This is a genomic window from Ruegeria sp. HKCCD6647-2 (assembly GCF_057221075.1).
On the sequence record NZ_JBWVBD010000004.1, the window covers coordinates 23,133 to 47,257 of the forward strand.

At 59.2% G+C, this 24,125-nt stretch carries 20 protein-coding genes; 4 read left to right on the forward strand and 16 right to left on the reverse strand.

From position 1 onward, the window contains the following. Positions 1 to 119 precede the first annotated feature (119 nt). On the forward strand, positions 120 to 1,142 hold the full coding sequence (gene ilvC / locus AC2TDJ_RS11540; RefSeq protein ID WP_480843024.1) for a ketol-acid reductoisomerase: 1,023 nt from the start codon (positions 120 to 122) through the stop codon (positions 1,140 to 1,142). 48 nt (positions 1,143 to 1,190) lie between these two features. Here the strand turns inward: ilvC and AC2TDJ_RS11545 are convergent, their stop codons facing one another. Together AC2TDJ_RS11545 and AC2TDJ_RS11550 are read right to left on the reverse strand one after the other, a co-directional pair. Continuing rightward, positions 1,191 to 1,646, reverse strand: coding sequence for an SRPBCC domain-containing protein (locus AC2TDJ_RS11545; RefSeq protein WP_480842314.1), 456 nt, complete (start codon positions 1,644 to 1,646; stop codon positions 1,191 to 1,193). Beyond that, the gene (locus AC2TDJ_RS11550) at positions 1,643 to 1,954 is read right to left on the reverse strand and encodes an ArsR/SmtB family transcription factor (protein WP_480842316.1); all 312 of its coding nucleotides are present in this window, start codon (positions 1,952 to 1,954) and stop codon (positions 1,643 to 1,645) included. The genes AC2TDJ_RS11545 and AC2TDJ_RS11550 overlap by 4 nt, the downstream gene beginning before the upstream one ends. A 78-nt stretch (positions 1,955 to 2,032) precedes the next feature. On the opposite strand from AC2TDJ_RS11550, the gene AC2TDJ_RS11555 reads away from it, so the two are divergent. Beyond that, positions 2,033 to 2,935, forward strand: a complete 903-nt coding sequence (locus tag AC2TDJ_RS11555) for a DMT family transporter (protein ID WP_480842318.1) — start codon at positions 2,033 to 2,035, stop codon at positions 2,933 to 2,935. Here the strand turns inward: AC2TDJ_RS11555 and glmM are convergent. The 9 genes from glmM to AC2TDJ_RS11600 all read right to left on the reverse strand — a co-directional run bounded on the left by glmM (position 2,932) and on the right by AC2TDJ_RS11600 (position 15,223). Then, a complete protein-coding gene (gene glmM / locus AC2TDJ_RS11560; RefSeq protein ID WP_480842320.1) occupies positions 2,932 to 4,275 on the reverse strand; it encodes a phosphoglucosamine mutase in 1,344 nt (447 codons plus the stop codon). The genes AC2TDJ_RS11555 and glmM overlap by 4 nt on opposite strands. 34 nt (positions 4,276 to 4,309) lie before the next feature. Then, positions 4,310 to 5,308, reverse strand: coding sequence for a dihydropteroate synthase (gene folP / locus AC2TDJ_RS11565; RefSeq protein WP_480842322.1), 999 nt, complete (start codon positions 5,306 to 5,308; stop codon positions 4,310 to 4,312). After that, positions 5,305 to 6,225 (reverse strand): dihydroneopterin aldolase, encoded by a 921-nt coding sequence (locus AC2TDJ_RS11570; RefSeq protein WP_480842324.1) that lies wholly within the window; start codon positions 6,223 to 6,225, stop codon positions 5,305 to 5,307. The genes folP and AC2TDJ_RS11570 overlap by 4 nt, the downstream gene beginning before the upstream one ends. Before the next feature lie 101 nt (positions 6,226 to 6,326). After that, complete coding sequence (locus tag AC2TDJ_RS11575; RefSeq protein ID WP_480842326.1) at positions 6,327 to 7,703, reverse strand: multicopper oxidase family protein; 1,377 nt, start codon at positions 7,701 to 7,703, stop codon at positions 6,327 to 6,329. Positions 7,704 to 7,777: 74 nt separating this feature from the next. Continuing rightward, complete coding sequence (locus AC2TDJ_RS11580; protein WP_480842328.1) at positions 7,778 to 8,416, reverse strand: cell wall hydrolase; 639 nt, start codon at positions 8,414 to 8,416, stop codon at positions 7,778 to 7,780. Between the two features lie 186 nt (positions 8,417 to 8,602). Continuing rightward, on the reverse strand, positions 8,603 to 11,164 hold the full coding sequence (locus AC2TDJ_RS11585) for a putative PEP-binding protein (RefSeq protein ID WP_480843025.1): 2,562 nt from the start codon (positions 11,162 to 11,164) through the stop codon (positions 8,603 to 8,605). A gap of 68 nt (positions 11,165 to 11,232) precedes the next feature. After that, entirely contained in the window at positions 11,233 to 13,470 is a 2,238-nt protein-coding gene (gene glyS / locus AC2TDJ_RS11590; protein ID WP_480842330.1) for a glycine--tRNA ligase subunit beta, read from the reverse strand. 9 nt (positions 13,471 to 13,479) lie between these two features. Then, positions 13,480 to 14,691 carry a sodium/glutamate symporter gene (gene gltS / locus AC2TDJ_RS11595; RefSeq protein WP_480842332.1) on the reverse strand — a complete coding sequence of 404 codons (1,212 nt, stop codon included), beginning with the start codon at positions 14,689 to 14,691 and terminating at the stop codon, positions 13,480 to 13,482. A gap of 10 nt (positions 14,692 to 14,701) precedes the next feature. Further along, the gene (locus AC2TDJ_RS11600) at positions 14,702 to 15,223 is read right to left on the reverse strand and encodes a DUF6446 family protein (protein ID WP_480842334.1); all 522 of its coding nucleotides are present in this window, start codon (positions 15,221 to 15,223) and stop codon (positions 14,702 to 14,704) included. A gap of 78 nt (positions 15,224 to 15,301) precedes the next feature. Between AC2TDJ_RS11600 and AC2TDJ_RS11605 the strand changes: the two genes are divergently transcribed. Next, positions 15,302 to 15,934 (forward strand): MarC family protein, encoded by a 633-nt coding sequence (locus AC2TDJ_RS11605; protein ID WP_480842336.1) that lies wholly within the window; start codon positions 15,302 to 15,304, stop codon positions 15,932 to 15,934. 8 nt (positions 15,935 to 15,942) lie between these two features. Here AC2TDJ_RS11605 and AC2TDJ_RS11610 read toward each other — a convergent pair whose 3' ends face one another. Continuing rightward, positions 15,943 to 16,872 (reverse strand): glycine--tRNA ligase subunit alpha, encoded by a 930-nt coding sequence (locus tag AC2TDJ_RS11610; RefSeq protein WP_480842338.1) that lies wholly within the window; start codon positions 16,870 to 16,872, stop codon positions 15,943 to 15,945. A gap of 206 nt (positions 16,873 to 17,078) precedes the next feature. Here AC2TDJ_RS11610 and AC2TDJ_RS11615 point away from each other — a divergent pair, with 206 nt between their 5' ends. Continuing rightward, the gene (locus tag AC2TDJ_RS11615) at positions 17,079 to 18,812 is read left to right on the forward strand and encodes a serine protease (protein ID WP_480842340.1); all 1,734 of its coding nucleotides are present in this window, start codon (positions 17,079 to 17,081) and stop codon (positions 18,810 to 18,812) included. A 61-nt stretch (positions 18,813 to 18,873) separates the two neighbouring features. Here AC2TDJ_RS11615 and AC2TDJ_RS11620 read toward each other — a convergent pair whose 3' ends face one another. The 4 genes from AC2TDJ_RS11620 to folE2 form a co-directional block, all read right to left on the reverse strand. Next, positions 18,874 to 20,448, reverse strand: a complete 1,575-nt coding sequence (locus AC2TDJ_RS11620; protein WP_480842342.1) for a thiamine pyrophosphate-binding protein — start codon at positions 20,446 to 20,448, stop codon at positions 18,874 to 18,876. Beyond that, the gene (locus AC2TDJ_RS11625; protein WP_480842344.1) at positions 20,448 to 21,896 is read right to left on the reverse strand and encodes a TrkH family potassium uptake protein; all 1,449 of its coding nucleotides are present in this window, start codon (positions 21,894 to 21,896) and stop codon (positions 20,448 to 20,450) included. The genes AC2TDJ_RS11620 and AC2TDJ_RS11625 overlap by 1 nt, the downstream gene beginning before the upstream one ends. A gap of 52 nt (positions 21,897 to 21,948) precedes the next feature. Further along, a complete protein-coding gene (locus tag AC2TDJ_RS11630; protein WP_480842345.1) occupies positions 21,949 to 22,725 on the reverse strand; it encodes a hypothetical protein in 777 nt (258 codons plus the stop codon). A 274-nt stretch (positions 22,726 to 22,999) separates the two neighbouring features. Further along, positions 23,000 to 24,103, reverse strand: coding sequence for a GTP cyclohydrolase FolE2 (gene folE2 / locus AC2TDJ_RS11635; protein ID WP_480842347.1), 1,104 nt, complete (start codon positions 24,101 to 24,103; stop codon positions 23,000 to 23,002). Positions 24,104 to 24,125: the final 22 nt, after the last annotated feature.

A 24,125-nucleotide genomic window follows, 5' to 3' on the forward strand; every position in this document is an offset into this window, starting at 1 on the left:
TTCCATCAATTTGGCGAATTAATCTTCACCTTTTTTTCAAATACTCACTTTCGCACCACTCGCCAATACCAAAACGCATGGGTAAAAGCACTGCAATCGAAACTGAAAGGACCGGCAAAATGCGCGTCTATTACGATCGCGATTGCGACATCAACCTGATCAAAGACAAGAAAGTGGCTATCCTGGGCTATGGCTCGCAAGGTCACGCGCACGCGCTGAACCTGCGCGACTCGGGTGCCAAGAACCTGGTCGTCGCTCTGCGCGAAGGTTCGGCATCGGCCAAGAAAGCCGAAGCTGAAGGTCTGGAAGTCATGGGCATCGCCGAAGCGGCCGCATGGTGCGACGTCATCATGTTCACCATGCCCGACGAACTGCAGGCAGAGACCTACAAGAAATACGTGCATGACAACATCAAGCCGGGCTCGGCCATTGCCTTTGCCCACGGCCTGAACGTCCACTTCGGACTGATCGAGCCGAAAGAAGGCGTCGACGTCATCATGATGGCCCCCAAAGGCCCCGGCCACACCGTGCGCGGCGAATACACCAAAGGCGGTGGCGTGCCTTGCCTTGTTGCGGTGCATAACGACGCAACCGGCAAAGCGCTGGAAATCGGCCTGTCATACTGCTCGGCCATCGGTGGCGGTCGCTCGGGCATCATCGAAACCAACTTCCGCGAAGAGTGTGAAACCGACCTGTTCGGTGAGCAGGCCGTTCTATGCGGTGGTCTGGTCGAGCTGATCCGCTGCGGCTTTGAAACCCTGGTCGAAGCCGGTTACGCGCCCGAGATGGCCTATTTCGAGTGCCTGCACGAAGTGAAGCTGATCGTTGACCTGATCTACGAAGGCGGCATCGCCAACATGGATTACTCGATCTCGAACACCGCCGAATACGGCCAGTACGTCACCGGCCCGCGCATCCTGAAATACGACGAGACCAAAGCTCGGATGAAAGCGGTGCTTGACGACATCCAGCAAGGCAAGTTCGTTCGTGACTTCATGCTGGAAAACGCCGTTGGTCAGCCGACCATCAAAGCAGCTCGTCGCGCCAATGATGAGCATCAGATCGAGGAAACCGGAGCGAAACTGCGCGCCATGATGCCTTGGATCTCGGCCGGCAAGATGGTCGACAAGGAAAAGAACTAAGTCTGGCGAAAGTCTGCGAAAGGGCGGCCCACACGCGGCCGCCCTTTTTCATGCGTGCGCACCACGAACAAAGCACTCACCCAGCACGAAATCCCAGCCGGCGTCGTAGCCGTTGCGCTTGTCCGGCGCTTCTGTCGCCCACACTTCCCAGCCGGAATGGGTCAGCGTTACTTTGGTCTGCGCTTCTCCTTGAGCTTCGAACACGACCTCAACTCGCGTGGCGCGATCCTTTTCCGTGCCCGGATGCCAACTGAAAGCCAGCTGCTTTCCAACCTCAAAAACCAGAACCTGCCCCCATTCGGCACGCGTGCCATCATGCATCGTCTCGTAAACAGATCCTCCGATTTTAGATTCAATCGCTACTGCCAGCGCCGGTTTACCGCACGACGCCGAAACGGCATGGCCGTCCAGCGGCCACCATTTCGCAATCCGGTTGACGAAGACATCAAATGCACGCTCGGGTGTTGCGTTCACAACCACGGTTTTGACAATGGGACCCGTCACGATTCCTTCCCCTTTTGATTGATCTCGGCTGCAAAACTGTCCAGAACATTTGCCCAATAGCGATCTAGCCAGGCGCGCAGTTCGGCCAGACCTTCGGTTCGGGCCGCGTATATGCGGCGCGTGCCTTCCGCCCGGCACTCAACCAGGCCCGCGTGAGACAAAATCCTGAGATGCTGTGAAACCGCAGGTCGGCTGACCGGCAGGTCAGCAGCCAATTCTCCGACCGCGCGGGGCCGCTCGGCAACAGCCTCGAACACTTGACGGCGCGTAGGGTCGCCCAAGGCGGAAAACACAGTTTCGTAAGCCATTACTTACCGTAAGTAATAGCTTACATAATGTCAACATCTCTGCGTGACACTGACAACTTCGCGGGATAAGTGGGTGAAATGGTTCAACAACCCACTAAGCAAGACTGGAGCGGCATCCTTCTGCTTGGCCTCATCTGGGGCGGGACATTCATGGTCGTCGCCATTGCGCTGGAGGGATATGGACCGGTAACAGTCGCAACTGCACGCACGACACTGGGGGCCGTCACACTTTTGGTGTTGATGCGTCTGACAGGGCGCAGGTTTCCCAATCCGGATGCCCGATTGTGGGGCTCGATCATTTTGATCGGTGTTCTCTCGACCGCCCTGCCCTTTGTGTTGCTCAGCTGGGGGCAACAATTCGTACCTTCAGCATTTGCCGGGCTTTCGATGGCCGCGATTCCACTGATGGTGTTGCCATTGGCGCATTTCTTTTCCGATGAACCGCTGAACCTAAGACGGTTATTCGGAGTAACGCTGGGCTTCACCGGCGCGCTTGTCCTGATTGGTCCCGGTCTCATGCAACTGGGTCAGGGTGCAGAGCCACTTGCCCAGATCGCCTGTATCGGAGCCGCATTTTGTTATTCCTGCGCGTCGATCTTCACCCGTCGCTGCCCGCCTATCGACCCAGTTTCGCTATCGGCCCTGACACTGGTCGTCGGCGCAGTCATCCTGCTTCCCATCATGTTGGCAACCGAGGGCGTTCCAGCCTGGAGCGGCACCCGATCCGGGCTTGCTCTGATCACGCTTGGCCTGATCCCAACTGCATTCGCAACTCTGCTGCGGGTATCCGTCATCCGAAGCGCAGGATCGGTCTTCATGACATTGGTAAACTATCAGGTTCCCGTGTGGTCGATGATTTTTGGGGCCTGGATCCTGTCCGAGGCCCTGCCATTGCGATTTTACATCGCCCTGACGCTGATCCTGACAGGGATGGCGATCAGCCAGTGGTTCAGTCTGCGCAAGACCCTGTTCGGGCGTTAACTTGCTGCCGCTTCAACCTCGGCCACAATACCGTCCACGACCTGCGCCAAAAGTGCGTCATCTTCACACTCGGCCATTACACGGATCAGCGGTTCCGTTCCGGATTTCCGGATCAGAAGACGGCCTTGTCCGATCAGTTTCGCCTCGGCATCGGCGATAACTGCCTTGACGCTCGCAGCTTCAAGAGGCGCTTGCCCGTCTCCGTAGCGGACGTTTTTCAGCAATTGGGGCACCGTCTCGAATTGGTGTGCCAGTTCCGACGCTTTGCGCCCGGTCAACACCATCTCCGCCAGGAAATGCAGGCCCGCCATCAATCCATCTCCGGTTGTGGCGTAGTCGCTCATCACAATATGGCCGGATTGCTCGCCGCCCAGATTGAAGCCGCCCTCGCGCATCCTCTCGACAACATAACGGTCGCCCACTGCGGTTCGCTCCAACCGCAATCCCTGCGCATCCAGATGGCGCTCGAGACCGAGGTTGGACATCACAGTGGCCACAAGCGCGCCACCCTTCAGTTGCTCGGCCCTTGACCAGGCAGACGCCAGCAGAGCCATCAGCTGGTCGCCATCGGCCACATGCCCCATCTCGTCGATTACGACAACACGGTCGGCGTCGCCATCAAGGCAAATACCTACATCTGCGCCGTGCGCCACTACCGTTTCGGCAGCGACCTGAGGCTGCGTCGAACCGCACCCCAAATTGATGTTTTTGCCATTCGGGGCGATCCCTACAGGAATGACATCCGCGCCCAATTCCCACAGAACCTCGGGTGCGGTGCGGTGTGCAGCCCCGTTGGCGCAGTCGATCACCACCTTCAGCCCATCCAACCGCAGATCGCGCGGCAGCGAGGATTTCACACGCTCACCGTACCGGAACCGCGCATCATCCACGCGGCGCGCCCTGCCAATGTTCTGCGCCTGCGCCGGTTTCACACCCTCTTCGATCAGCCGCTCAATCTCGACCTCCGCCTGATCGGACAGTTTGAACCCGTCGGGACCGAAGAACTTGATACCATTGTCCTCGGCCGGGTTGTGGCTGGCCGAGATCATCACGCCCAGATCGGCCCGCATGGACCGGGTCATCAGACCCACCGCCGGGGTCGGTACCGGCCCCAGCAGCAGCACGTTCATCCCGGTCGAAGTCAGCCCCGCCGTCAGCGCATTTTCCAGCATGTAACCGGAAAGGCGGGTATCCTTGCCGATTACAACGCGGTGAACGCCCGAGGCATCACGGCGAAAGTAGCGCCCGACTGCGGCACCTATACGCAAGGCCATCTCTGCCGTCATCGGGTGCGTGTTGGCGGTGCCTCGTACCCCGTCAGTTCCGAACAGCTTGCGCATCAAATGAACTCCGTGAATTTGGTCTGCGTCCGGATTACCGGACAGCGGCCCACAGGCGCAAGGCCTGAGCGGTCTCGGCCACATCATGCACGCGCAGAACTTGCACACCTTGCGACAATCCCGCCAACGCCACGGCGATTGATCCCGGTGCGCGGGCGTCCTTGCGCGGTTCCTTGCCGATTTGACCAATGAAACCTTTGCGGGACACGCCCAACAGGATCGGACAGCCCAGACCGTGAAACAGGCTGATATTGCGCAGCAGAGTTAGATTGTGTTCTTCGGTCTTGCCAAAACCGATACCGGGATCGACAAAGATCAGATCACGTTTCAGCCCCATCGCTTCCAGCCGGGCCACCTGAGACGAAAGAAAATCGTACACGTCCAACAGCACGTTGTCATAGCTCGGGTCGTCCTGCATCGTTGCCGGATCGCCCTGCATGTGCATCACGCAAACCGGCGCACCGATTTCAGCACAATATGGCGCCAGCGCGGGATCAAAGGTAAAACCTGACACGTCGTTGATCAGTCCTGCCCCCGCCTCGTAAGCGGCTTTGGCAACGCTGGCCTTCCGGGTGTCGATTGAGATCAGCGCATCGGTTTCCGCCCGGATTGCTTCGATCAAAGGACGGGTGCGCGCGATTTCTTCGTCTTCGGGAACGTAAGCAGCACCCGGTCGCGTCGATTCTCCGCCGATATCAAGTATACTGGCCCCGTGTTCCACCATATCAACGGCGGCCGAAAGAGCTGCGTCAAGGGAATTGTGCAGGCCACCATCCGAGAAGCTGTCAGGCGTTGCGTTCAGAATGCCCATCATGTGCGGGTGACCCATGTTCAACCCAGCCACGTCCTCACGAAAGCGGGTTAGGAATCCAAGGTGATCATCTGGTATTTCGCATATTTCTACGATTTCAGCTGGCGCACCACGAACCAGTCGCTCGGCGTGGGTGAACCATAGATCTTGTCCGGCCAGCGCCGCCGCTCCATCCGGGCGCAACGGGCCGTGCTGGACCAGCGGTCGATAGTAGACCGTCACAGTTGCGCCTGCCCCACCGGCACTGCACGCAATGGCGTTTTAGGTTCTTTAGGAAGGTCACCGCCAATGACCATCATCTCGCTGGCTTCAAAGGTAGCGGCAAACCAAGCGGCAAGCGCGACCGCATCAGAAGGCGCCGCAGACGGGCCGTCCACGGCGTCCAGCACGATTTTGGACGGAGCCCAGACGCAAATCTGGCCATTCTTCATGGCCCAGTCCAGCTCGGTCCGGGTCGAGACCACAACGCAACGATGGTCACGCGCCGCCAATACCCATGCGTTCTGCTCGATCGCCAAAAGATCAATCCGACGCTGTGTCATTGCGTGCCCGGTCTGCGGTACGGCGAGATCAGAAGCACCGACGCACAGGATCAATGGCCGAACGCGGTTTTCCAACTGGTCAATCCAACCGGTCAGATTGCCCGAGGCAATCGCCTCGTTCGACAGGAATACCAGACGCGGATGGGGGCGTTCTTCTTCGGTAACGTCGTGGTGCACTGCGTCTTTGCCGCGCACAATTTCGACACCCAAAGCGCCGGGCCCGCGATCCAGCTTTTCTATTCGGACAAAAGCTCTTACAGCCTGAGGCTCAAGCAAGATCCGCTCGGCAATTCGATCGGCGAGCGTTTCCAGAAGGTTCAGGCGCTCTGCAGCCAGCTCATAGGCAATTGCCTCGGTTACACGGTCATATGACAGAATGCGATCCACATCGTCGTCGATCGGACCGGTTAGCGGGCGCACTTCGACCACAATGTTAAAGCAAATGCGCTGGGTTGTGCCACGCTCGGCTTGAAACGCGCCGATCTCAACCTCGACGATATGGTCGCGCAAAGAAATGCGGTCGAGCGGACCTCTTGGCGCGGTCGCTTCAGCCCGTTCGGAGGGATGCGCAAAGGCGAGGCGGATTTCTGAACTCATGAGCGTGCCTTTTCGGGCTCTGTGGATATGTTCGCCCAGTCTAGGCGTTGAAGGGGCCTATAACACTCATACAAACGCCATTCCACCCGCCGAATGCGGCGTTAAGTGACCCGAAACCAGCTCATCATGCCCGAGGCGGCGTGGCCCAGCATGTGACAATGCAGCAGCCAGTTCCCTGGATTGTCCGCAACCAGCGCAATTTGCCGTGTCTGACCACGCTCGACAAGAACTGTATCGCGCCACGGGCCGAGTTCGCCTTTGTCCAGTACAAGCCGGAAATGATGCCCATGCAGGTGCATAGCATGCGGAAAAGCCGTTTCATTGACAAACTCAATACGATGCACGCTGCCCAACGTCGCGTCCAGAAACGGATCACCGGGACGTTCTGCGTATCCATTCAAGGCCCAGAAGCGACCCAATTGGGCCAGTTCCCTACCAGACAATTCCGCATCCCCGATCCGGGCACTGTCGAGCCAACGCATTGCGCCGCCTTGAAGGCTCATCCGATGCAGCGGCGCCTCCTTGAGCCCAAATACCCTGGGCAACGGGTTTGGCGGCAGTGGATCGATTCCCGTCCGGACGGCACGGGTCGATTGCCCCGACACATCCAAGCGAACCAACCCATACGCGCCATCCTGCTCAACACTGATCAGGCTGGCGGTGTTTCCAGCCTCGGCAGTCACATCGACCACAAGATCAGCCCGTTGTGCCGGCGCCAGTGGAAAGGAACCATCAAGCGGCAGAGGGATTTCCAGCGGCATTCCATCCAGCGCGACAATCCAGCCAGCCAGTCCGTCTACTCCGATGTCAAATATCCGGGCGTTCGCAGCATTGATCAGACGCAGCCTGAGACGTTGGCCGCCCTTGACTGAAAAGGACGGATCGAAGGCACCATTTACCGAAATCAGGTTACCAAGGCGTCCGGCATGGCTCAGATCATGGCCATTTTCGAAGTCATCCGAAATCTGGCCGGAATCCGGATCAATGCGCCAGTCGTCCAGAACCATCAGCAGATCCTGATCAACGTCCGGCCCCTTCGCCTCGTCCACGATCAGTGGGCCATACAGGCCTCGCGCCACCTGTTCCATCGACCGGTTATGCGCGTGATACCAATAGGTTCCGGCATCGGGCACAACAAAATCGTAATCAAAGCTGGCGCCCGGCGGAACGACTGCCTGAGTCAAACCCGGCACGCCATCCATTGCGTTGTCGATACGGATACCATGCCAGTGGACCGAGGTCGGATCCTGCAACCGGTTGACCAGTCTGCGCTGGACACGCTCTCCTTGTTGCAGGCGCAAGGTCGCGCCGGGAACCGAACCCCCAAAGCTCCAGATCTTGGTCTCAGGATACCCTTGTGGCGCCAGCTGCTGAGCGGCTTCACGTGCCTCCAGCAAAGGGGGCGTTGCCCGTGCCAAGGTTGGCACCAGCGCCATGGCTGCTGCCGATTTCAGGACTTGTCTTCTGTTCAATGTCATTACGGGCCTCCTGGCCCGCAATATAGGACTGCACCCTGCCCCGCGCCATGAAGCTTCCAGCGCAGGTGCGTCAATCAGTTGCTGGCTGTGCGGTAGTTGTGCCGATAGAAAATATGCACACCGATCCGGGCGGTTTCTTTGTACACCCTGGACCAGGACGGACGCACGGCCTTGGTGTGATAATGCGTGGCGCCGGCCGTCATTTCGTCGGCAATACCGTCAAGTGCGGCCCGCGCAACCTTCGAAACACGCTCATAAGCGCGCTTTTCGTGGATGACCTCTTTGTAGCCGTCGCAGGTGTACGTAAACTGGCATTGATATTTCTTGCCTGTCCCCTGTTTGATGACGCCACACAACGTGTCCGGAAACCGACTGCTCTCCACACGGTTCATGATCACTTCGGCAACAGCAAATTGTCCACGCACGCTTTCGCCGCGCGCCTCAAAGTACAGCGCCTCGGCGAGGCAGCGGAAACCTTCGTCCCCGGTCGCCTTCGGCTGCTGGTCCAGCCAGTCCTTGGTATAGGACATTTTCTGCTCGGGCGCTTTGCGCGGCTTGAACAATTTCAGATAGTCGCGAAAGCTTTGCCCCGGCAATTCATTGCGGGCAACCAGCTCATCTTTTGTCACTTCTACGTCCTGCCGTTCGGCAATGGACACATTCGGCAGCACGGTTGCCGCCGTTAAGGCAACAGCCACTATGTAGCGTTTCATCAGATAACCTCGCACAGGCACAAACGCGCCTTACCCTCCCCCGGCGGGCGCGACGAGGCTCATAACCCAGACGAAGCGAAACGTCCAGTTCTGAAAAAAAAGCAAGTGGAATCTTGCCCGTGAGGCCAAAAAGTTTTGACCACAGGTCCATCCCAAACCCACTAATCCTTGGGCTTTGGGGGCAAGTCAACCCCCAAGTTTGGACGAAATTGCCAGTTGAGCGGCAGACAGCCGAGCGACCGGCACCCGGAACGGTGAACAAGACACATAGTCAAAGCCCAAATCCCGGCAAATCGAGATTGATTCGGGGTTTCCGCCGTGTTCCCCGCAAACTGACAGGGTCACGTCGGGCTGGGCGGAACGGGCGCGTTCAGCCCCCAGCCGCAACAATTCGCCCACACCATCCGCGTCCAGAACGTGAAACGGGTCTTCGTTGAAAACACCCAGACGCACGTAGGCAGACATGAACCGTCCCGCATCGTCGCGCGACAGCCCATAAGTCATTTGCGTCAAATCGTTGGTTCCGAAGCTGAGAAAGGCCGTGTGCGGCGCAATCTCGTCCGCGCGAAGACAGGCGCGCGGTGTTTCGGCCATCACGCCAAGCCGATAATCGAATTCCTGTCCCCTTTCCGAGGCGACCTCGGCGGCGACGGCATCGATACGGGCCTTGACCAGTTCGACTTCGCGCTTGGCCGAGACCAGCGGGATCATTACCTCGGGCACCACCGGGTCACCGTCCTTGCTGGCTTCAAGCGTCGCCTCGAAAATCGCGCGGGCCTGCATGTCATAGATTTCCGGCACGGTCACACCCAGACGCACGCCGCGCAGCCCCAGCATCGGGTTGTATTCGCTCATCGCGACGACCCGGCGCTCGACGTCAGAAACCGGCAGGTCCAAGGCTTCGGCCAACTCGCGCTGCCCGCTGCGGGTCGTGGGCAGGAATTCGTGCAGTGGCGGGTCAAACAGGCGAATGCAGACGGGCTGCCCCTCCATTATCCGAAAAAGCTGTACAAAATCCTGCCTTTGCATGGGCAGAAGACGTTCCAGCACCGCCGAGCGCCCTGAAGGCGTCTGGGCAAAGATCATCTCGCGCATCACCGTGAGGCGGCCGGGATCAAAGAACATGTGTTCCGTCCGGCACAACCCGATGCCATGGGCCTGGAAGTTCCGAGCCGTCTGAGCATCCGCGGGCGTGTCTGCATTGGCACGAATTTCGATGTCCCGCTCGGCATCTGCCCAGCCCATCAGCGTTTGAAAACAATCGTCCAAAGCGGCTTCGAGCATCGCTGGCTGACCGGCCAATACCTGCCCGGAACTGCCGTCGATGGTCAGGGTATCACCGGTCTTGAACACACGCCCATCAGGCGCGGTCAGCAACTTTTTCTTGGTCTGGAACCGCATTTCCGAGGCTCCGACGATACAGGGCAAACCCAGCCCGCGACCGATCACGGCGGCGTGGCTGGTCATCCCGCCCTTTTCCGTCAGGACCGCCACCGCCGCATGCATTCCGCGCACGTCTTCAGGCGAGGTCTCCCGGCGCACCAGAATACACGGCTCTCCTCGCGCGGCACTGGCCTGAGCCTCGGCGGCGGTAAAGACAATTTTTCCTGTCGCGGCTCCTGGACTTGCCCCAATCCCCGTGGTCAGTACATCGCGTTTTGCGTCCGGATGAACCTGACGGTGCAACAGCTCGTTCAGTGAATGCGGGTCGATCCGCATCACCGCCTCTTGCGGCGGGATAATACCGTCTTCGGCCAATCGCACCGCAATCCGCATCGCCGCGCGCGAGCCGCGCTGAACGCGAACGCCGTCCAGAATATGCACCTCGCCGTCCTGAACAACGAATTCGACCTGCATTTCCTCGCGCAGCTTCTGGCGCATCAGGGCTGCGTGGGCCTTGAGATCAGCGAACGCGTCCGGCGCTACGTCCTCAAGCGACTGACCGCGCGAGTCCTTTTCCAGGTAGAGCGCCGACACATCCTTGCCCAAGGCATCCCTGCCCTGGCTCTGGCTCAGATATCGCCCGGTGATCTGGGGCATCCCCGTGGTCGGATCCACCAGTTGCAACACGCCCGAGCCGCATTCCCCCTGCCCGACACCCGGAATCATCTCCTGTATGACCAATCCCAGACCGGCATCCGCCGGGGCGCCCTTGGCCTGTCGCAACAAACGCGCGGATGTCCCATCCCAAGCGCGCGCCATCGAGCGCAGGACCGCAATCAACTGCTCGCCCCGGTCTTGCGGAAAGGCCTCATCGGTTTCATCTTCGTAGGCGCGCAACGACAGGCTCAACCCCTCGCGGCCGTCGGCGTCGATATCGTCGAAGACGTCCGGGTCCAGCCGGGCAACATGCATCGCATAGCTTTGAACAAATCGCAGGTACAGCGCAGCCGCAGCGTCCCGACCCATTTCCGCGGACAGGTCCAGATAGCGGGCGTCGTTCATGCCGATGTTCAATACGGCACCCGGTCCGCCCCAGTCCGGGTCTTCGGAGCTTGGACGCACACAGAGCAGAGCCGATGGATCGAACTGTTCCAGAATGGCCTCGATATCAGGGACATGCCCTTCGGCGATATGATGCACCGAGTCAAAAGACAGCGCCACCGTGCGCGGCACGGGCATATCCAACCGGACCAGTCGTTGCAGGCACTTTGCCCGGCCCCCATGGGTGTTGGCAGCAACGGGCGCATCGGATGTGATCAGCGTGGTATGCGGGTTATTCTGCACTGCGGCACCTTTTTGTTTCACCGCAGCATAAGCGCCTGCGCCCTTCACGCAAGGGCGTTCTGGGCGCGCATTGCCGCGCGCCCGTGCCTTTATCCTTCGATCTTGGTCAGATCGGCGACGCTGGAGCAGACCTGCCGGATCTGGCTGAGCAGGTTCAGACGGTTGCGGCGCAGGATGTCGTTGTCGGTGTTGACCTGCACATCCTCAAAGAACGCATCCACCGGCCCGCGCAGGGCGGACATGGCGGACATCGCGGTCGGGAAATCCTCGGCCTTCAGCGCCGGATCGATCTTGGCCTGTGCTTGGTCCAGAGCGGCAAACAACGCCTTTTCGCTGTCCGTCTCGGCAAATTTCACATCCGCGCCATAGGAGTATTCGACCCCGTCCTTCTCCTCGGCCTGCGTCAGGATGTTGTTGGCGCGCTTGAAGCCCTGCACGAGGTTTTCCCCGTCCTCGGTTGCGATCACCGCATTCAGGGCGCGGGCGCGTTTGACCAGCAGATTGAGGTCGTCATTCCCCTCCATCGCGATACAGGCGTCAATGATGTCGTGGCGGATACCTTCGTCGCGAAGGAAGACTTTAAGGCGGTCGTGGAAGAAGGAGAGGAGGTTACGTGCATGAACTCGACCGAAAGCTTCCAAAATTGACTGCTCTGTTCGGTCGTTTGGTTGCTCCAAGAAGGAATCGACTGCGACTTTCATCGCCTTGTCCAAAGTTCTACCCACTGCTCCAATGTCTGCCTTCACATGGTCGATTGCTGACATCAGATCATAGAAACCCTTGAGGCGCAGTTCTCCTGTGACTTCGGTGGACTTCTTTCTGATTAACGGAACAAGGCGTACGTTCAGCCCATTCTCCAAAATCAACCGAATAACCCCCAACGCGGCACGGCGCAGGGCAAACGGGTCCTTCGATCCGGTCGGCTTCTCATCAATCGCCCAGAACCCGGTCAGCGTATCCAGCTTATCGGCCAGTGCCACGGTCACCGAAAGCGGCGCGGTCGGCACGTCGTCCGACGGACCCAGCGGCGAGTAATGCTCCTGTGCCACGGCGGCTACGGCGGCGTCCTCGCCGGCGGCTTCGATGTAATAGCGGCCCATAAGCCCCTGAAGTTCGGGGAATTCATAGACCATCTCGGAACTCAGATCGGCCTTGGCCAGACGCGCGGCTTTCTCGGCGTCACCAGCATCCGCTCCGGTCACCGGGGCCAGTTCGCGGGCCAGCGCGGCGATGCGGTCGATGCGTTCGGCCTGGGTGCCCAGCTTGTTGTGGAAGGTCACATTCTCCAGCGCGCGGGTCCATTGGGCGATGTCCGATTTGGCGACGCGCAGGTCATTCTCCCAGAAGAACTTCGCATCGGCCAGACGGGCCGACAGCACCTTTTGGTTGCCTGCCAGAATGGTCGCGCCATTGTCGGCGGTTTCGCGGTTGGCGACGGTGATGAAGCGTTCGATCCGGCCCGTCTTGGGGTTCTTCACGGAAAAGAACTTCTGATGCTCTTTCATCGAGGTCTGCAGCACCTCGGGCGGCAACTCCAGGAACTCCTCGTCGATCTGCCCCATCAGCACCACGGGCCATTCAACAAGACCGGCAACCTCGGCCAGCAGGCCCCTGTCTTCGACCACTTCCAAATCGGCAGCAAAGGCCATGTTCTGCGCGTCGTTCCAGATGTGCTCGGCGCGCTCCTCGGGTGAAAGCACCACAAAGGCGCGCTTCAGCTTGGCGGCGTAATCCTCGAAGGAGGTAACAGAAAACCGACCCGGCGCCATGAAACGGTGGCCCTCGGTCGTGTCACCGGATGTGATCCCTTCAACTTCCAGCGGCACCACTTGCGCGCCGGCCTCGTCGGTCAGGGTGCACAGGATCGAATGCAGCGGGCGCACCCAGCGCAGGGTCCCGCCGCCCCAGCGCATGGATTTGGGCCAGGGGAAGTTGCGGATTGTGGCCTCAAGCACTTCGGCCACGATCTCGGCCGCCGGGCGTCCTGCTTTTTCAACAGTGGCGAAATAGACCGCACCCTTGGATGTTTCGCGTTCCTCAAGCTGGTCGCGGGTCAGGCCCGCACCGCGCAGGAACCCTTCGATGGCCTTGTCCGGCGCGCCGACTTTCGGACCCTTGCGTTCCTCGCGGATCGTTGGGCTTTCAGTCAACATCCCCTCGACCGCCAGCGTCAGGCGGCGCGGCGTTGTGAGGGCGGCGGCTGAGGCGTAGGTCAGACCGGCCTCGACCAAACCATCGGTGATCCGCTTTTTCAGATCCTCACCCGCGCGGGTCTGCATGCGCGCGGGGATTTCCTCGGAAAACAATTCGATCAGCAGGTCGGGCATTTTCGGTCCTTAGAAATTTACAATCGTCTGAATGACGATGGCATTGGCGATATCCACAAAGAATGCGGATACAAGGGGGAGCACGATAAAGGCAATAGGCGAAGGGCCATATCGCTTGGTCACGGCGGTCATATTGGCAATTGCAGTGGGGGTGGCGCCCAGAGCAAAGCCTCCGAATCCGGCGGCCAGGACGGCGGCGCGGTAGTTCGATCCCATGACCGGGAACAGAACCCACAACACGAACACGACGGCAAAAAGGGTTTGGGCCGTCATGATCACGACAATAGCAAGGCCCAATTCTGCAATGGTCCACAATTGCAAGCTCATCAGGGACATCGCCAGAAACGCGCCCAACGCAAATTCCGAAATCAGCGCCAGCGACGGCGTGCGTGCAACGGGCGGCGCGGAAGGGAAAAACGCGCTGCGCAGATTGGCGATGACAATACCCATGATCAGGCAGGGCACGAACAAAGGCAATTTTAGGCCCGCGGCTGATATCGCCTCGCCCAGCATATAGCCCAGAATGATCGCAACGTTCAGGTATAGAAGAACGCGCATTATGGTCAGATGATCGATATCGGGTTTCTTGGCCTTGGGATCATCCGGCAGACCGACGCTGTGTTCCTCATCCGGACGATCAGGGCTGAGGTTGCGACCTTCGACCAGAAAGCGCGCGATCGGGCCGCCGACCAGAGCGGCCAATACCAAACCCAAGGTCGCCACAGCCACCCCTAATTCGGTCGCACCTTCCAGCCCAGCGACCTGCGCGACTTCGGGTGCCCAGGCGATGGCCGTGCCGTGCCCACCGATCAAAGCGGCCGATCCAAACAGAACACCAGCTTGGGCCGGGTAGCCAAAAAGCGATGCGCCGAATGCCCCGATCACATTCTGGAATACGATGGTCGCAAGCGTCAAAATAAGCAGAAAAAGAAGCGGCTTACCGCCCGCGATTAAATCCGATAGCCGCGCGTTCAGCCCGATCCCGGCAAAAAACAGTACCAGCAGGAAGTCACGCGTGCTGAGCTCAAAAGACAGTTCGATCTCAAACAGCAGATACAGCAACAAAACGACCAGAGACGCCAGAAGTCCTCCGGTCACCGGTTCGGGGATGTTGAAGCTGCGCAGCGCGGCAACGCGAGCATTGATCTCGGCCCCGATGAGGTAGACGGCAAAGCCCAACGTGGCCGTCAGGAAATCAGGGATTTCGGCGACAAAGCCCACCGGTTCCCCCTCAGTTCTGCGGTCTGGGCGGGCATTCTTCACCTATGACTGTTCCGTCATAGGCCTTTTCGCCGCAATTGTTCAACGCGTGCCATACATACCCCTTGCCGTCATTGGTAACGGCGACGATCCTGTCGACCCCGAAGTGGATGTTCTTCGTGCCGACAAAAGCCTGTGCCTGGCCGGATTCCAAAGCTTCCGCCAGCGACACGGCATCGTAACAGTCAAACCATCCCGGCGCAGTCAGCGGTTCGGGGTCATCCGCAGGAACAAAAGAAGCGAGTTGATCCAGTGTGAGATCCGTCTCAAAACACGCCCGGTAACGGATCGGAGAGCTGTCGGCATCAATCGCCTTAAATGCCGAATATGCAATGGGTGTAGGCGCGTCAGCCCCTTCGGCCAGCAGAGCAACGTCCTGTCCGGGTTGCGGCGCCACATCGTAGTAGAAGCCGTAGACCTGCAGATAATACATGCCTGCGCCGGCCAACACGGCAGAAACCAAAAGGATAATTGCCAGCAGTTTACCCGTCATCGCTCACGCCGCCTCTTTCAAGTTCTTGTAAAATAGGACAGGTTCCCAATGGGAAGAGGCAGAAACGAGGCTATCATTATGGAATCGACCCTTGCCGTTGGGTTTTTCGGCGCGCTGTTTGCCATCATGAACCCGATCACCAACCTGCCCGTTTTTCTGAGTGTGACCGACAGCCTGACCGCGGCGGATCAACGGAAAATCGCAGTGAAAACGGCCTTGTATTGCCTGGTCCTTGGCGGTGCGTTCGCGGCCGTCGGCAGCCAGGTGCTTGGTCTGTTCGGGATCAGCGTCGACCACCTGCGGGTTGCCGGCGGTCTGGTTGTTCTGATGATCGGCCTCAATATGCTGAACGGAAACGAGAGCAGTTCGCATCACGGAACCAAAGGGGAAAAGCAATCCTACCCGGCGCCGGACACAGTTGCCTTTTATCCGCTGGCCTTTCCCATTCTGGTCGGCCCCGGCACGATCACAACGCTGATCCTGTACGCGCACCACATCAAAACCCCGCTTGAAACCGTTGTTTATGCCGGAGTTTTCCTGGTTGTCGTCGCCTTGCTCTTGGGGACCTTCTGGAACGCGTCCTGGCTGGCTGAACGGCTGTCGGACAACGCGCGTGTAATCATGAGCCGGTTCATGGGCATGATCCTGTCCGCCATCGCGATCGGCATGATCGCCGATGGGCTTAAAGCGCTGCTTCCGGGTTTGGCCTGAACGCCCCATCAGACCTCGAACCCGGCGGCCTCGGTCTGAACGAATGCGTCCGCGCATTGCCTGGCCAGTGCCCGGACCCTGCCGATATAAGCCTGCCGTTCGGTGACCGAGATTACCCCCCGCGCGTCAAGCAGGTTGAAAATGTGTGACGCCTTGATGCACTGATCGTAAGCGGGGTGCGCCATGATTATGCGCTTGCCGGTTTTCGGGTCGTCATGCTCCTGCGCTAAAATGGCGGCGCATTCGGCCTCGGCCTCTTCAAAATGGCGCAGCAGCACCTCGGTATTGGCAATATCGAAGTTCCAGCGGGCGTATTCTTCTTCGGTTTGCCTGAAGATGTCACCGTAGGTCAACGGGCTTGGCGATTGAGGGTCATTGAACGGCATGTCCATCACGTGGTCGATGCCCAGTACATACATCGCCAGACGCTCCAGACCATAAGTCAACTCGCCGGACACAGGCGCGCAGTCATGGCCGCCGACCTGCTGGAAATAGGTAAACTGGCTGACTTCCATACCGTCGCACCAGACCTCCCAACCCAGGCCCCACGCCCCCAGCGTCGGGCTTTCCCAGTCGTCTTCGACAAAGCGGATATCGTGCAAATCCATGTCGATGCCGATGGCCTGAAGCGATCCCAGATACAGATCTTGCAGGTCCGGCGGGCTGGGTTTGATAAGCACCTGGTACTGATAGTAGTGCTGCAAGCGGTTCGGATTCTCTCCATAACGCCCATCGGTCGGACGGCGCGACGGTTGCACATAGGCCGCAGCCCACGCTTTTGACCCCAGCGCACGCAATGTCGTCGCGGGGTGGAACGTTCCTGCCCCAACCTCCATGTCATATGGTTGCAAAATCGCGCATCCCTTCGAAGCCCAATAGGTTTGGAGCCGCAGGATAATCTCCTGAAATGAACGAGGTGCGCTGGACGGTTGGGTCATGACTTTCCCTTTGGGCGTTTCTTAGCCCGGTTCCGGTGGGTTTTGCCCTTCCTATGCAAGGGGCCGAGGGGCGTCAACGGGCCAATCACGCCAGCCTGTCGCTGCGCAGCCACACAGGAAATTCCCCGTAATGCGGGCATGGCGTTTGACCCGCGAAATCGCGTAATCTGCGCCAAGGAAAACACGCTGCATAAAACGGGCAGAAAATGACACGCATATTCACGGCAATTCTATTGTTTCTATCTTTTGGGCTGCGCGCTGCAATCGCTCAGCAAGACCAGGGCGTCTGGGTTCAGGTCGAGGCGCAACCTTCGCTGCGCGAGGCGCAGGACCGCGCGCAGGCCTATGCCCAAACCTTGCCCGACGTGAACGGATTTCGCCTGAACAGTGGATGGTATGCCATTGTTATCGGGCCATATTTGCGCTCGGATGCCGAGCAGGTATTGCGCGTTTACCGAGCCGAAGGCCAAATCCCTACGGACAGTTTCATCGCATTCTCCAGCGCGCTGGGGCAGCAATTCTGGCCGGTCGGTGCGAACATTCTGGACCGGGGCGTCGTCACCCCACCGGTCGAGCCACAACCGGAACAGCCTGTAACCAGCCTTTCCGTGCAACCGGGGGAAGAAACCCGGTCGCAGGCCCTGCAGGGCGAGCGCCTGTTGAGCGCGCAGGAGCGCAAGAATCTGCAGACCGCGTTGCAGGCGGCCGGGTTCTATAATTCAACAATTGACGGAGCATTCGGCGCAGGTACGCGCCGCTCGATGTCGGAATGGCAAAGGTTCAACGGCTTCGAACCCACAGGCGTGCTGACGACTTTGCAACGCAAAACACTGATGGACGACTATAACGCACCGCTTATCAGCGTCGGCATGAAACGACATGTCGACGAACAAGCCGGGATCACCATAGATCTGCCTCTGGGTATCGTCGCCTTTGACCGCTACGAGGCGCCTTTTGCACATTTCAATTCGACATCGGACTTGGACGCGCAAGTGCTGCTGATCAGCCAGGAGGGCACTCGGTCAACGCTGCAGGCGCTTTATGAAGTGATGCAGTCGCTGGAAATTGTCCCGCTGAACGGCCCGCGTGAACTGCGCCGGGATGCGTTCACCATCGAAGGCCGTGGAAACGGTGTCGTCTCGTTTACTCAGGCCTCGCTGAAAGATGGCAAGATAAAAGGCTTCACTCTGGTCTGGCCCGAAGGAGACGACGACCGCAGGGCGCGGGTTCTGGCCGCGATGCGTGCAACCTATGCCACCACGAACGCCGTTCTGGACGCCGGAGCCGGTGCTGATAAGGAACAACGGATTGACTTAGTTTCCGGCCTGCAAGTCCGCAAGCCGCGCCTGTCCCGTTCCGGTTTCTTTGCGGATGCAAGTGGTTCAGTTCTGACAGTGTCCGAGATTACCGATGGCTGCTCGCGCATCACGCTGGATGGAGATCAGGAGGCTCAGGTCGCCTGGTCCGATGGCAACCAGGGCATTGCCGTATTGCGCCCCAGTCAGACCCTCGCCCCGATCAGCGTGGCTGAGTTCAATGCCGAACAACCCCGCCTTCAGTCCGAAGTCGCAGTGTCCGGTTACTCGTATGAGGGCGCATTGGGCGCACCGACGCTGACCTATGGGCAAATCGCTGACGTTCACGGCCTGAACGGGGAAACCGGCGTCAAGCGTCTGGCATTGTCGGCGCAGCCGGGCGATGCCGGTGGGCCGGTCTTTGACCAAAACGGAAATGTGGTCGGGATGCTGCTTCCCAAACCCTCTGAAGGACGCACCCTGCCCGCCAGCGTTAGTCTTGCGGCAAATGTGGACAGCCTGACAGAGGTCCTGACCAAAGCCGGTGTTTCCGGGCAATCCGGTCAAGGCTCCTCGGCGATTTCACCAAATGAACTGAACCGGCGTGCCAGCGGCATGACTGTGCTGGTGCACTGCTGGGACTAAGGTCATCGGGAAAAGACGAAAAACGGCACCCCTGAATTGCGGTGCCGTTTTTCGTGCCCGGCTAAAGAATGTCTGGCGTCACCCGGATCAAAGTAGGAACCGGAGCGTCAAAAGCGGCCTGAACAGCCGATTGCAGATCCGTCAGTTCCTTGGGTTCGGCGGACAACGCGCCGAATGCCTCGGCCAGTTTGCAGAAATCGGGGTTGCGCGCCACGACCGCATTGGGGGCGATCTGGCCGCGCACCATGCTGTCTTCGATCTCTTTCAGTTTGCCGTTGTCCCAAAGGATGATCGGTAAAGACAGGTTCAATTCGACTGCCGTTCCAAGCTCTTGCATCGTGTATTGAAAGCCGTAGTCGCCCGCTATGACCGCAGTGGGCTTGCCGCGTCGGGCAACTGCTCCACCGATACCAGCTGGCAGAGCGTAACCCAGCGTCCCAAAACCGGTCGGGTGGTGCCAATGGTAGGGATAGGACATGTCCCAAATCTCTTTCGCGACATAGGCGAATTGGGTCATGTCCGAGTAGATCATGGTATCCGCTGGCATGGCCGCGCGCAGGGCGTCCGACACCGGCACGATACCTGGCCGTTCTGCATCAACTTCGGCGCGCCACCGAGCGCGGGCGTCGGCTACCTCCTGCGGGGTCCAACCGGTTGCGGGTTTGACCTGATCCGACGCGGCCCACAATGCGTGAGCGAAGCTCTCGGCGTCTGCCTGCAACTTGACTGCCGCGCGATGGCGATCCGACAGCACCTCGGGATCCAGATCGACGCGCACCAGATGACCGGAGTGACCAAGATCATTCCGCCAAAGGTCGACTTCGCCCAGTTCCGCGCCAACGGCGACAATGAGGTCTGCGGAAGCAATCACTTCGGCACTGCTGGGGCGGGGCAACATCGCACCGAAGTCCAGCGCATAGCCTGTACCCACCATCCCGCGCCCGGCATATGTGGTGAAACAGGCCGCACCCAGCTGCGTCAGGATCTGCCGCCACAGGTTCGACCGTGCACCGCCGCCCAGAATGAACAGCGGGCGCTTCGATATATTCAGCAGAGACAAGACCGGTGCGACGTCAGGCGGCAGCACCTGAGTGCGCAGCGCCGGTTGATTCGGGAAAGGCGCGGGATCAGCATCGGCCTCCAACTGAGCGATCGGCACCTGAATGTGTTTGGGCCGGGGGCGAGACACTTCCAACTCTTCGAAGGCGCGTTCGATGAGGCCATAGGCCGCCTCAGCAGTATTCGCCTGACATGACCAGTCAGAGACCGTTTCCGCAGCCAGACGCTGATCTTTCATCTGGTGCAACTGGCCTCGCATGGCCTGCGTTTCGTCCAGGCAGGACGACAGCACCAGCATCGGAACCGAGTCAGTATAGGCCTGCCCCACCGGGGTCATGATATTGCACAGTCCCGGCCCGGTGATCACATAGGCCACGCCAGGCTTGCCCGTTGCGCGCGCATATCCATCAGCCATGAACCCTGCGCCCTGCTCATGGCGTGCCAGAACATGCGTGATCCCGGCCTCCTCGATCCCGCGATACATTTCCTGGTTATGCACGCCGGGAATGCCAAAGATCACATCCACTCCCCGATCCCTGAGCATGTGCGAAATTTGCGCACCAAGGGGTCTTCTCATCAGCCTCTCCAGAATTGCACGGTGAATATTGCGTAAACAGCCAACAGCTCGAGTCGTCCAACCAGCATGCCGATCGTCAGCAGCCATTTGGCGGTGTCGTTCAAACCGGCGAAGTTTCCGGCGGGGCCGATCTGAGATCCAAGTCCGGGCCCCACATTAGCCAATGCGGTCGCGGCACCCGAAACCGAAGTGATGAAATCCAACCCGGTGAAGGCCAGAGCCCACGACAGAACACCCATCGACAGCACAAAGAACATGAAAAAGCTCATGACCGAGGTCAGAACATCGCGACCGATGGGTCGGCCGTCATATGTTGGCATGAACACTCCATGTGGCGTTCTGATCCGGTTGATCTGCGTTTTGATCGACGCGAATAACAACTGGTACCGGAATACCTTGATCGAACACGCAGTCGACCCCGCACAGCCGCCAATCAACCCGATCAAAAAGAACACCATGATCGGAAAGCTGCCCCACCCCATGTAATCGACACTGGCATATCCCGTGCCCGAGATGATCGACGTGATGTTGAACAGCGATTCCCTGACCGCCTGCTCCCAGTGGTGTGGAAAGACCGACGTCAAGAAAATGGACATGACAATTACCAAAACAAGGATGGTTGCCAGAAACGCCCGGATCTGACTGTCCTGCCACAATGAACTGGTGTTTCCATTCGCAAGCTGGACATAGCGTACGAAGGGCAAAGCCGCCAAAATCATGAAGACCGAAGCTGCGTATTCGGTAGCACCGGAAAACCTTGCAAACGAGCTGTCGTAGTTCGAGAACCCACCCGTTGCGATTGTCGTCATCGCGTGCACCGTCGCGTCGAAGAAATTCATGCCGAACCCGGCATAAACCAGGGCGCAGACAAAGGTTAGAAACACGTAGATCAACGAAATCTGCCCGGCGATTTCCTGCGCGCGAGGCAGGATTTTACCCATAGTTTCAAAACCTTCCGACCGGAAGATCTGCATTCCTCCCACGCGCAGCTCGGGAAGGAAAACCATCGCAACCACGATGATGCCAATTCCCCCCAGCCATTGCAGCAAACCGCGCCACAGCAACAACCCGCGCGGCAGATTGTCCAGCCCCGATATCACGGTCGAGCCGGTGGTGGTGAGGCCGGACATCGCCTCGAAATAGGCGTCAACAAAGCGCAGCTCGGTCTCACCAAAAAGGAAGGGTATGGCGCCGAAGACCGGCAGGGCCACCCAGACACCCGTTGTCAGCAAAAAGGTCTGACGGATGGTTAACCCCTCACCCACCCCGTTCGCGCAGCTCATGGCAAGGACCGCGCCGGTCAGAATCGTGATGACCGCACTTTCGAAAAAGACGGTCCATTCGCCCCGGCCGTCGATCAGGTCCGCGAGCATGGGCAACAGCATGGTCGCCCCAAGAACGGCGACCAAAAGGCCTATCACATATCCGACCGGGCGAAGATCCATCATGACGGGCAGCGTTGGCGCGCCTGCCCGACCGTGTCAAGCAGATGATCCCCGCTTAGTCGCCGGTTTTTGCGGTCGGTGCCGGCATTGAGGGTGGTTTCGACGGTGCACGTGTACGACGCGACGATGCTTTGGGCTGCTCTTCCGCAATTGAAGCATCCGCCGATCTCGCGGGTGCCGCGGGGGCCGGAGCAGATGCGGCAGCGCGCGTAGACGGCTTTGGGGTAGTTTTCTGTGTCGTTGCAGTTTTGGCCACCGGTGTCACGGGCGCATCTGGTTTGGCCGGCGTAGCACGTTTAAAAGCCACGGGTGCCGCCTTTGTCGCCTCTGATGCCGGTGTGGTTGCAGCCTTTTTCTCGGCAGGTTTGGCGGTCACCGCCGGTTTGGCTTTGGCCGCAGCCGCAGCGGTTTTGGCGGGCGCCTGAGCCGGTTTTGATGCCACAGGTTTTGCCTTAGGCGTGGCTGTTCCGGGCTTTGTGGCGGCGGGCTTGGCCTTTGCAACAGCCGGTTTCGCCTGTGCAGCCGTTTTGGCCTGAGGCGTCGAGGGCTTGGCCCTGGCAACTGCTGGCGCTGCCTTCTTTTTGGCCACTACCGGTTTGGCGGGTTTCGCAGAAGGCGACTTTGGTTTTGCAACGGCCTTCGTTGACGCGGGTTTTGCCGATGCAGGGCGCGGCATCGCGGACGCGGCATGCAGGGCGTGCACAGGCACCATAGGCAGTTCGATCGCCGAACGGGTCATGATCTGCATAATCTTCATCTGGTTGGCCATTGCATAACCCGCCACACGAAAGGCTGCCGCCTGGAATTCAAAGGTATTGGTAATCGGATTCATTACATTTCTCTCCTGTGAAAGCGAGGCAGTCGGAATAAGAGAAAATAGCCCTGGCCGTCCCGATCCTCCGGGCGGTTTCACGGATTCGCGGTCCAAGGCGTCGCACGTCCCGGCTTCCTTTCAGGCTGCACCACAACTATGGCAGGCAGCAGCTGCGCTCGGGGCGACGTTACCGCAAATAACCAAGCAATTGCAGCATATCTCGCTGCATTGCGGCAATAAATCGCCAATGGTCAAATTTTCAGCGTGTTTCCAGCGGGTTCCGCAACGTCAATCAGCCGACATGGAACATCGTAGTGAACAAACGCGGGTCCAGGCTGGCGGATTCAAAGGTCGGGCCTTCGGTGAGAATCGATACCGCATCGTGGCTGTGCAGGCTTTCCTGATGGCTGGCAATCACACGGAAATCCCCAACATGATGGTCGGCATGCAATTCGGCGCAGAACAGGCGGGCGGCATCCTCGACAAAGATCGGATTGGCTGCGTTCAACTCGGCAAATGCCTGTTCGTCCTCACGCTTGACCATGACTTGCGTTTCCGTCGGGACGGCGCGGCGGCACAGGGCGATCAGGTCTTCGAACCACAGGCAGTCGGCATTGCAATCCACCACAACCGAAATCCGCGCAACCGAACGCTGCGAGTGCGGCGTAGCCAACTGCCCGCGCGTTGATCTTGCGTGTTCGCTCAATTCCAGCGAACAGGGGCAAGTCGAGGAGTACACGTAATCCAGATGCATGATCTTCAGGCGTTCACCACCACGCTCCACCAGCTCCAGCGCGATATCGTAAAACTGGTATCCTTCCAGCCCGGACCGCAGGCTTTTGACCTTGTCGGGGTACGAAAAGCGCATCTGAATACGCGCGTCAAAGCTGTCGAGGTCTGTCTTGTAATCCTCCAGCGCGGCTTCCATTACCTCAAAGCTGAAGGTGCACTCGGCGTGCTTATAGAAAGACCGCATGATCCGGGACATGTTGATGCCCTTTTTTTCGGCCTCAAGACTGACGGACCCGGTGACCGAGGCCTCGAGCGTCAGGTCCTCGCCATGTTTGCGGTGAAAGCGGATCGGCAGACGGAAGTTGGAAATCCCGACATGCTGAATCTGCTGCTTTGCACCCCGGATCAGGCTGGCGGGTCCGTTCTGCAGATCCGGCAAGGTGGCTTTGTACGCTTCATCCGCCACGAACCCTTCGGGATATTCCCGCGACAGTGACGGATAGTTAACGGGCGCGAGGCCGGGCACGAGGCGTGCAATCGCCGGATCAAGCTGGCTGATTTCAGCTTCGGAAGCTGAAGTCGCCCATTTCCGCAACACGCTCAGAGCAGCGGCGGCTTCATCGCGGTCGGGGGCATTGTCCAAGTCACGGGGATGCAGGTTCATGCGCAGGGTTTCCTTGTTTGGC